General features: G+C 34.2%; 10 protein-coding genes and 1 pseudogene. 8 read left to right on the top strand and 3 right to left on the bottom strand.

What is annotated here, in order from left to right:
* Positions 1–164, bottom strand: a pseudogene (locus CP367_RS00475) (IS256 family transposase); the annotation flags it as partial.
* A 274-nt stretch (positions 165–438) separates the two neighbouring features.
* Between CP367_RS00475 and CP367_RS00465 the strand changes: the two are divergent.
* From CP367_RS00465 to CP367_RS00440, 6 genes are all read left to right on the top strand, one after another.
* Complete coding sequence (locus tag CP367_RS00465) at positions 439–678, top strand: hypothetical protein (RefSeq protein WP_089146119.1); 240 nt, start codon at positions 439–441, stop codon at positions 676–678.
* Position 679: 1 nt separating this feature from the next.
* Positions 680–1,054 (top strand): hypothetical protein, encoded by a 375-nt coding sequence (locus CP367_RS00460; RefSeq protein ID WP_089146120.1) that lies wholly within the window; start codon positions 680–682, stop codon positions 1,052–1,054.
* Between the two features lie 485 nt (positions 1,055–1,539).
* Positions 1,540–1,836 (top strand): type II toxin-antitoxin system RelB/DinJ family antitoxin, encoded by a 297-nt coding sequence (locus CP367_RS00455; protein WP_013085690.1) that lies wholly within the window; start codon positions 1,540–1,542, stop codon positions 1,834–1,836.
* 1 nt (position 1,837) lies between these two features.
* A complete protein-coding gene (locus CP367_RS00450; protein WP_013085691.1) occupies positions 1,838–2,191 on the top strand; it encodes a type II toxin-antitoxin system YafQ family toxin in 354 nt (117 codons plus the stop codon).
* A 221-nt stretch (positions 2,192–2,412) separates the two neighbouring features.
* Positions 2,413–3,810 (top strand): ATP-binding protein, encoded by a 1,398-nt coding sequence (locus tag CP367_RS00445; RefSeq protein ID WP_089145669.1) that lies wholly within the window; start codon positions 2,413–2,415, stop codon positions 3,808–3,810.
* 48 nt (positions 3,811–3,858) lie between these two features.
* Complete coding sequence (locus tag CP367_RS00440; protein ID WP_035442981.1) at positions 3,859–4,050, top strand: hypothetical protein; 192 nt, start codon at positions 3,859–3,861, stop codon at positions 4,048–4,050.
* A 130-nt stretch (positions 4,051–4,180) separates the two neighbouring features.
* Here the strand turns inward: CP367_RS00440 and CP367_RS00435 are convergent, their stop codons facing one another.
* Positions 4,181–4,657, bottom strand: a complete 477-nt coding sequence (locus tag CP367_RS00435; RefSeq protein WP_005721703.1) for a nucleoside 2-deoxyribosyltransferase — start codon at positions 4,655–4,657, stop codon at positions 4,181–4,183.
* A 115-nt stretch (positions 4,658–4,772) separates the two neighbouring features.
* On the opposite strand from CP367_RS00435, the gene CP367_RS00430 reads away from it, so the two are divergent.
* Positions 4,773–5,270 (top strand): PTS sugar transporter subunit IIA, encoded by a 498-nt coding sequence (locus CP367_RS00430; protein WP_089145670.1) that lies wholly within the window; start codon positions 4,773–4,775, stop codon positions 5,268–5,270.
* Positions 5,271–5,287: 17 nt separating this feature from the next.
* Here CP367_RS00430 and CP367_RS00425 read toward each other — a convergent pair whose 3' ends face one another.
* Complete coding sequence (locus CP367_RS00425; protein ID WP_089145671.1) at positions 5,288–6,091, bottom strand: tyrosine-protein phosphatase; 804 nt, start codon at positions 6,089–6,091, stop codon at positions 5,288–5,290.
* Positions 6,092–6,240: 149 nt separating this feature from the next.
* On the opposite strand from CP367_RS00425, the gene CP367_RS00420 reads away from it, so the two are divergent.
* Positions 6,241–6,735: a universal stress protein gene (locus CP367_RS00420; protein WP_005727469.1), complete on the top strand. Its 495-nt coding sequence runs from the start codon at positions 6,241–6,243 to the stop codon at positions 6,733–6,735.
* Positions 6,736–6,837: the final 102 nt, after the last annotated feature.

The raw sequence follows: 6,837 nt of genomic DNA, 5'->3' as shown, positions 1-6,837 counted from the left end.
CCAGTTTTCCAGCCATTTCTGGCATAGGGATCATAGCCCAGAAAGGCAGTCAATTCAGCTTCTAGCAAGTTATTAATAGCCTGTTGTAGCTCTTTGCGCAATAAATCATTTATTTTGTCTGGATTGAATAGAGCTTGAGCAAAATCTTTGGTAAAATCATTCATGAAGGAGTTCTTCTTTCTGTATGTGTTTTTTTGTTCAAACCAATCATACGAGAAAGGAACTCCTTTTTCTAATGTTTAAAGAAATAAATTTAAGGAATCATTCATCCTTACACAAACTATTTTACAGTCTCCAATCCTTTGTCTTTAGCATCAGCTAAAAGCATATCGTAGGAAACATAGAAATTTAATTTCAGTGTAGTTCATATTGAACTTTTAAATTTATGATATGGTATAATAGTTGTGGGAAATCCCACTAGAAAGAGAGGAATTATTGATGCAAGTTATTAATAATTATATTGCGCATACTGATAGTAAAAAGAGAATTACGTTACGTAAATCGAAATTTAAATATTATGATGTTAAAGAATATGATAACGGCTGTCTAGTTTTAGAGCCAAGAGTGATGACAAAACCAGAAGGTATTTCAGATAAAGCACTAAAAGTAATGGATGAATCTATTACTAATTTTAAGGAAGGAAAAGTGTCTACGCCGGTAGATTTATCAGATTTTTAAAATGCAATTTAAAATTAAAATGGGTGTACCACAAATGATACAGTTGTGGCAAAAATTACAAGCAGAGTATCGTAGTGGCTCAATTAATAAAAATAATGCTATTTTATATAAAAAGTGGGGTAAAGCATTAAAGGTTTTATCTGAAGATCCCAGATATCCCGGGTTACATACGCACGAGATATCGTCACTATCCAATCGGTATGGTATGAAAGTTTGGCAATCCTATTTGGAAAATAAAAATAGTGAAGCAAGAAGAATATTTTGGGTTTATGGTCCTAATCAAGAGGACATAACTATTATTGGATTAGATCCTCATCCAGAAAGTAGTAAAAACGGTGCTTACGACAGAATTGAATTGTCTAAGTTACCAAAATAAATATTTTTGATGTAATCGCTTTCAATTTAGAAAGAAACATGCTATATTATGAGTGTAAAGAAATTAAGAAATAAAAATATTAAATAAGCTTAAGTAAAAGGAGATAGGTGAGTTCCGATGGGCACTTGAGAGTACAAAGTCAGATATATAGAAAGGTTTGTGATACCAATGGGCATCGTAAATTGAAAACAAATGTAGTTCAATAATCGTCAAATGATATTAATGTACATAAGAGGCCGTGAAATTATTAGTAGGCATAGAATAATAACTATTTGATGAATCACTTGGATTAGGATTAAGAAAGACTTTCATACATGATAAATATTAATAAGAAATGACCCTTCGCTGGAATGAAGTATGCGAAGGGTCATTTAATTTTGACTGAGAAAGGTTTGGTATTTAGCATTATTGTTGCCTACTAGGCTGTCACTTTATATAATATGAATACATATTATGCGTATATTAGATATATAAGGAGGATAATTATGACAACAGCTTCAATTAATTTTAAAGTCGATGCAAAAACTAAAAGTCTTTTTAATCAGGCAGCTGAGAAAATGGGATTGACCTCGTCAGCTTTACTTAATGTTTTTGTAACTCGTGTAGCTAGGGAACAAGCTGTTCCGTTTAGCTTAAAAGTAGTACCAGATAAGAATAAAAGCTTTGATGAAGAAAGCAAAAAAGCGATGGTTAAAGAGTTAGCTATTGTTAATGGGTTAATTCCTGATGATGATAATACAGTAGATAATCTAGATGAATATTTCAAAAACTTAGGGGTTTAATATGTATAAAATTAAGACAACTAAGCTTTTTGATAAAAGATTTGCTAATTTGAAGAAAATTTTTGATTTAAGCGATGATGAAGCAACTGACGCTACAGAAACACTTAAATATACTATGATTTTGCTTCAGCGTGATGGAAAACTACCTAGTAATAAAGATGATTTTGATAATATCAACGATCCTAATGGTCCTTACTATGATCATAAACTAACAGATGAACCGTGGATTGGTTTTAATGAATATCATATTTTAAATGATTTGTTAGTCGTTTATTATAAAGTCGATTCGAAGAAGACGATTAGATTTACGACAATTACTACTCACGATGAGCTTAGAAAGGGAAAGCTAAAGTAAGCAATCGTTGCAATTTTTATACGTAACAAAGAAATGACCCTTCGCTGGAATGAATTATGCGAAGGGTCATTTAATTTTGGCTTAAATTTTTTATCCGATGTAATCACATCTGTTTACTACATTACGATGTACTATATTGCAATGTAGTAAATTATACTTTAGTAAATTACGATTTAGTAAGTTATAATTTAGTAAAGTATAATTTAGAAGATGGTGACCAAATGTTTATTGGACGAAAGAAAGAACTTACAAAATTAGAGAAAATGTATCAAGCTGATAAATTTCAATTTGCAGCGATCTATGGTCGTAGACAAATTGGAAAAACAGCATTAATTAACGAATTTGTTAGAAATAAGCCAACTATTTACTTTACCGGGCTAGAAGAAAATGAATTCTATAATCTTGAACGCTTTTCTTCTGCAATCGAACATTTTAAAGATCCAGATAGTCTGAGCAGTGTAAACTATGGTAATTTTGAAAATTGTTTTCGAGAAATTGCTCGATTGGCTCAAAAAGAAAGAATAGTATTAGTTATTGATGAATATCCATACTTAGCTAATGCAGTCCATGCAATTAGTTCAATGCTACAGTCTTATATTGATCATGAATTTAAACAAACAAATTTATTTCTGATTCTATGTGGTTCTTCAATGTCATTTATGGAAGAGCAGGTTTTGTCTTATAAGAGTCCTTTGTACGGCAGAAGAACTGCTCAGTTTAAATTACAGCCATTTACGTTACATGAGACACAAGAATATTTTCCACACATGGATAAGGAAGAGGCTTTCATTCTAAATACAATTACTGGGGGTATTCCATTATATTTGTCTTATATGTCAGAAGACAAAGATGTTTGGGAAAATATTGAAGAAAACTTTATGGACGTAAATGCACCACTTTTTCAAGAACCTAATAATTTATTGAAGCAAGAATTGCGTGATCCAGCAAATTATAATTCAATTATTAATGCAATTGCAGGCGGCGCATCTAGGATTAATGACATTGCAACTAAGGCTCATTTATCGACGCCGTTGGTTACTAGCAACGTTACTAATTTAATTGAGTTAGGCATTATTGAGCGCAAAGTGCCGGTAACTGATCAGGCTAAGCCTAAATCACGTAAAACAATCTATCAAATTGCAGATGGCTTGTTTAGATTCTGGTATACATATTTGGGTAAATATATGAGTTCCATTGATCGAGGACAAACTTCATTGGTAATGAAAGTAATCAAACAAGATTTACACAATTTCATGGGACCGGAATTCGAAAAATTGGCTCAAAATTACATGTGGGATCATGATGAGGATGATGAAGTTATCCCTATGCCGTTTATTTATCTAGGTAATTGGTGGGGCAATGATCCGCAAGAGAAAAAGCAAGTCGAATTAGATGTAGTGGGGCTGACTTCAGATAATCTAGTTGGATATTTCGGTGAATGCAAGTGGAAAAACGAACCTATACCTAGAAGTGTCTTGGAAAAATTAATTAATTTGAGTAATTTGATTAGCGTGGCTAAAAGGCATTACTATTTGTTTTCAAAGTCAGGTTTTACGGATTCATGTACGGAGCTGGCAGAACAAGTGGGGTGCAAGTTGATTAGTTTTGATGAAATGTAATATCATTTTTCCTATTATTTTTATCTGTTGTGATCGGAGTAAGTACTGGTGTTTAAAAAAGGCGATAATGTGGTGTTAATTCTAAAGCCTAATGGCAATCTTGAAATGAAAAAAGAAAAAACTAATTTTTGGGACGAAGTACCAAAAATGTCTGCTCAAGAAAAAAGATTGCAGATTGAAGATTTGGGATATGATCCATTAGAACAAAGACCAAAAGGTAGAGAAAGAATTGAGGATTAAAAGTTAGAAAAGGTTCTTGGAATCTTTTTTGATGAATTTAGGTAATCTGAAAAAAGAAACGGCACCGCTAGATAATTAGCGATGTCGTTTTAGTTATGCTTAGCTATATTAGTATGTCTGCTTAATTTTTTTAATAAACTGCGCCGTCGTAGAAGTTGTAACGAGGGCGGTTGAAGTCGAAGTCTTTTAATTCACTGATCTTAATTGCGTTATCGCAAACACCCCAGCTCATTAAGTTGATTGGCTTACCGTAATCTTCATCAGGAATTACCAACAAGATGTACTTGCCTTTTGAAAGGGCATAGCCAAGTTCCATTCCCAGACCAACATCTTCTTCTTCAGGCAAGTAAACGCCAAGCATGATGTCGCTGGACTTAATCCCTACTAAGTCGTTATGGTAGGTAGCTGATGCCCATTCAATGTCGTGCAAGTATTCAGGGTGTTCATCAACGCGGATACCCTTATATTGATTATCAAGAGGTACATAGCTGTTTTCTAAGTCAACGGTAGGATTTTGCTTTAGAGCTTCCATTGCTTCTTTGTAAGCCTTATTTTGCTTTTCGTTGAACCAACCGGCACCAAAGTATAAAGTTTTTGTCTTTGCCATCTTTTTTCTCCCTTTAAAAATGATTTACCTTAACTTTACCATCTTTTGGGTTGAAAAAAACGTCTTGTTAACTTATGGTGAAAATGTTAATTCCACATTAGGAAGGAAAAATCCAATGACTAATCAAAATCTTTTTGCACCTGATGCAGTATTTATTTCTAATCAAACTAAGCAAGATTTGGTTTTTAAAGAAGTTTACGAGCATTTACGCGAAAGTGGCTATGTTAAGGGAAACTTTTTACACCATATTGTCGAAAGAGAGCATAATTTTCCAACGGGATTGGATACTGCAACACTAGGTAAAAATATTCCTAATATTGCGATTCCGCACACCGAGGGCGAGTTTGTTAACACGAGACTGATTGCTCCGGTTGCGCTGAAAACGCCAGTCACTTTTCATAATATGATTAATCCTAGCCAAGCAATTGAAGTTAAATTTTTATTCATGCTTTTAGATAATGATCCAGATGGGCAAGCTGCATTATTAGCTCAAGTGATGGATTTTTTGGCTAATACGCCAGCCAACGAATTGCGCGAAGTTTTTAATTTTACTGATCCTAGCGCGATTTATGCCTTTTTAGAGCAAAAATTTAGCAAGAAAAAAGAAGACTAGTTTTTAGCCTTCTTTTTCTAATCTTCAAGATAAATATTACGCAACTTCATGATGTCTGCACTTGAGAGCTTCATTACATCGCGTAGGTAGTTATTAATACCGCCATATTCATCGTTTAGTACTTTAACAGCATGGTCAAGGTATTCACTGCGGACACTCTGAATGTCACGAATCGATTGCAGCACATTTTCATTTTTACCATTTTGACGGGCATGTTCAACCATACTGTCGACGAAATCCTTGGTAGTGATGTTGGTTAAAAGATAGTCTTTCTTAATCGTATTTAGTGGTACGCCAAGAGCAGATAATGCAAGTAATGCACCGAAGCCGGTTCTATCCTTGCCTGCAGTACAGTGGAAAATAACACTTTCGCCATCCACCGTATTTTCAAGCAAGACATCGAAGAACTTGCGATATGCCTTTTGTGCAGGTTCACTTTCGATCATGTCTTCGTAAGCATAATGCATGTGATTGAAGCCAAAATCAGCGTCGTCGTGTGCTTGTGTATCTAAGTCAGTGATACTCTTGGATGAATTGGTTAAGTCCTCACTGAAGACGGGATCATAGATATATTCAACACCATCTGGCACGCGATCGGGTTGATTATCAACTTCTTCTTTACTTCTGAAGTCCACGTCATATTTAACGCCGTAATCAGTTAAAAACTGCTTATCAAATGGTGAAAGATCAGCTAAGTTACCGGTTCTGAGCAACTTGTGCATCTTGATTTTTTTACCGGATAAAGTTTCATAACCTCCAAGTTCACGGAAGTTGCGTCCACTAGTTACGCCGATTAATTGATTAGTTAATTTTTTAGTCAAAAAAATTCTCCCCTTTCTGTTAATGAATGTCATGAATATTATTTTAGCAACAAATCTTCAAGCAAACAATCAATTAAAAAGTAACGGCTTTCAAAATTATGCTAAAATAAAGAGTAAGTACTAGTGCAATTTATAGGAGATGAATTAACGTGACAGATAAAAGAAAAGAAAGCATTTTAGTTCCGGTTGATGGCTCAGAATCAGCTGAAAGAGCCTTTGACAAGGCTGTAAAAGTTGGTTTGCGTGATGGTGCTCATGTTGATGTATTGAACGTAATCGATACGCGTCAATTTATGGGTGAAATGCAAGACACTTTGATTTCAGGAGATACCATTTACCAAATGACTCAAGATTCTGAAGAATACTTGAAGAGTTTGAAGAAATGGGCTCACGATAACTTCGGTTTTGACGATGTTGATTATCACATTCGTTATGGCAGTCCTAAGCGGATTATTTCTTACGACTTCATTAAGGACCACCATAACAATTTGATCGTAATGGGTGCAACTGGTTTGAATGCCGTTGAAAGAATGCTTATGGGTTCAGTTACTGAATATGTTAACCAACATGCGTTGGCTGATGTTTTGATTGTTAAGACAGATATGGCTAACAACCCAGTAAAACCAACGATGAAGAAGAACTAATTCCTATAAGAATGGACGTTAGATGTGAATATACTCATTTAACGTTTTTTTTATAAAAATTAGTCAAAAAGCTTGATAGAATACGAATGCTTTTGGTATCAT

The organism is Lactobacillus sp. UMNPBX16, from assembly GCF_002553775.1.
Taxonomy (GTDB): Bacteria; Bacillota; Bacilli; order Lactobacillales; family Lactobacillaceae; genus Lactobacillus; species Lactobacillus crispatus.
Note: the sequence above shows the minus strand (reverse complement) of the source record. Positions and strands in the feature narration are given on the sequence as shown.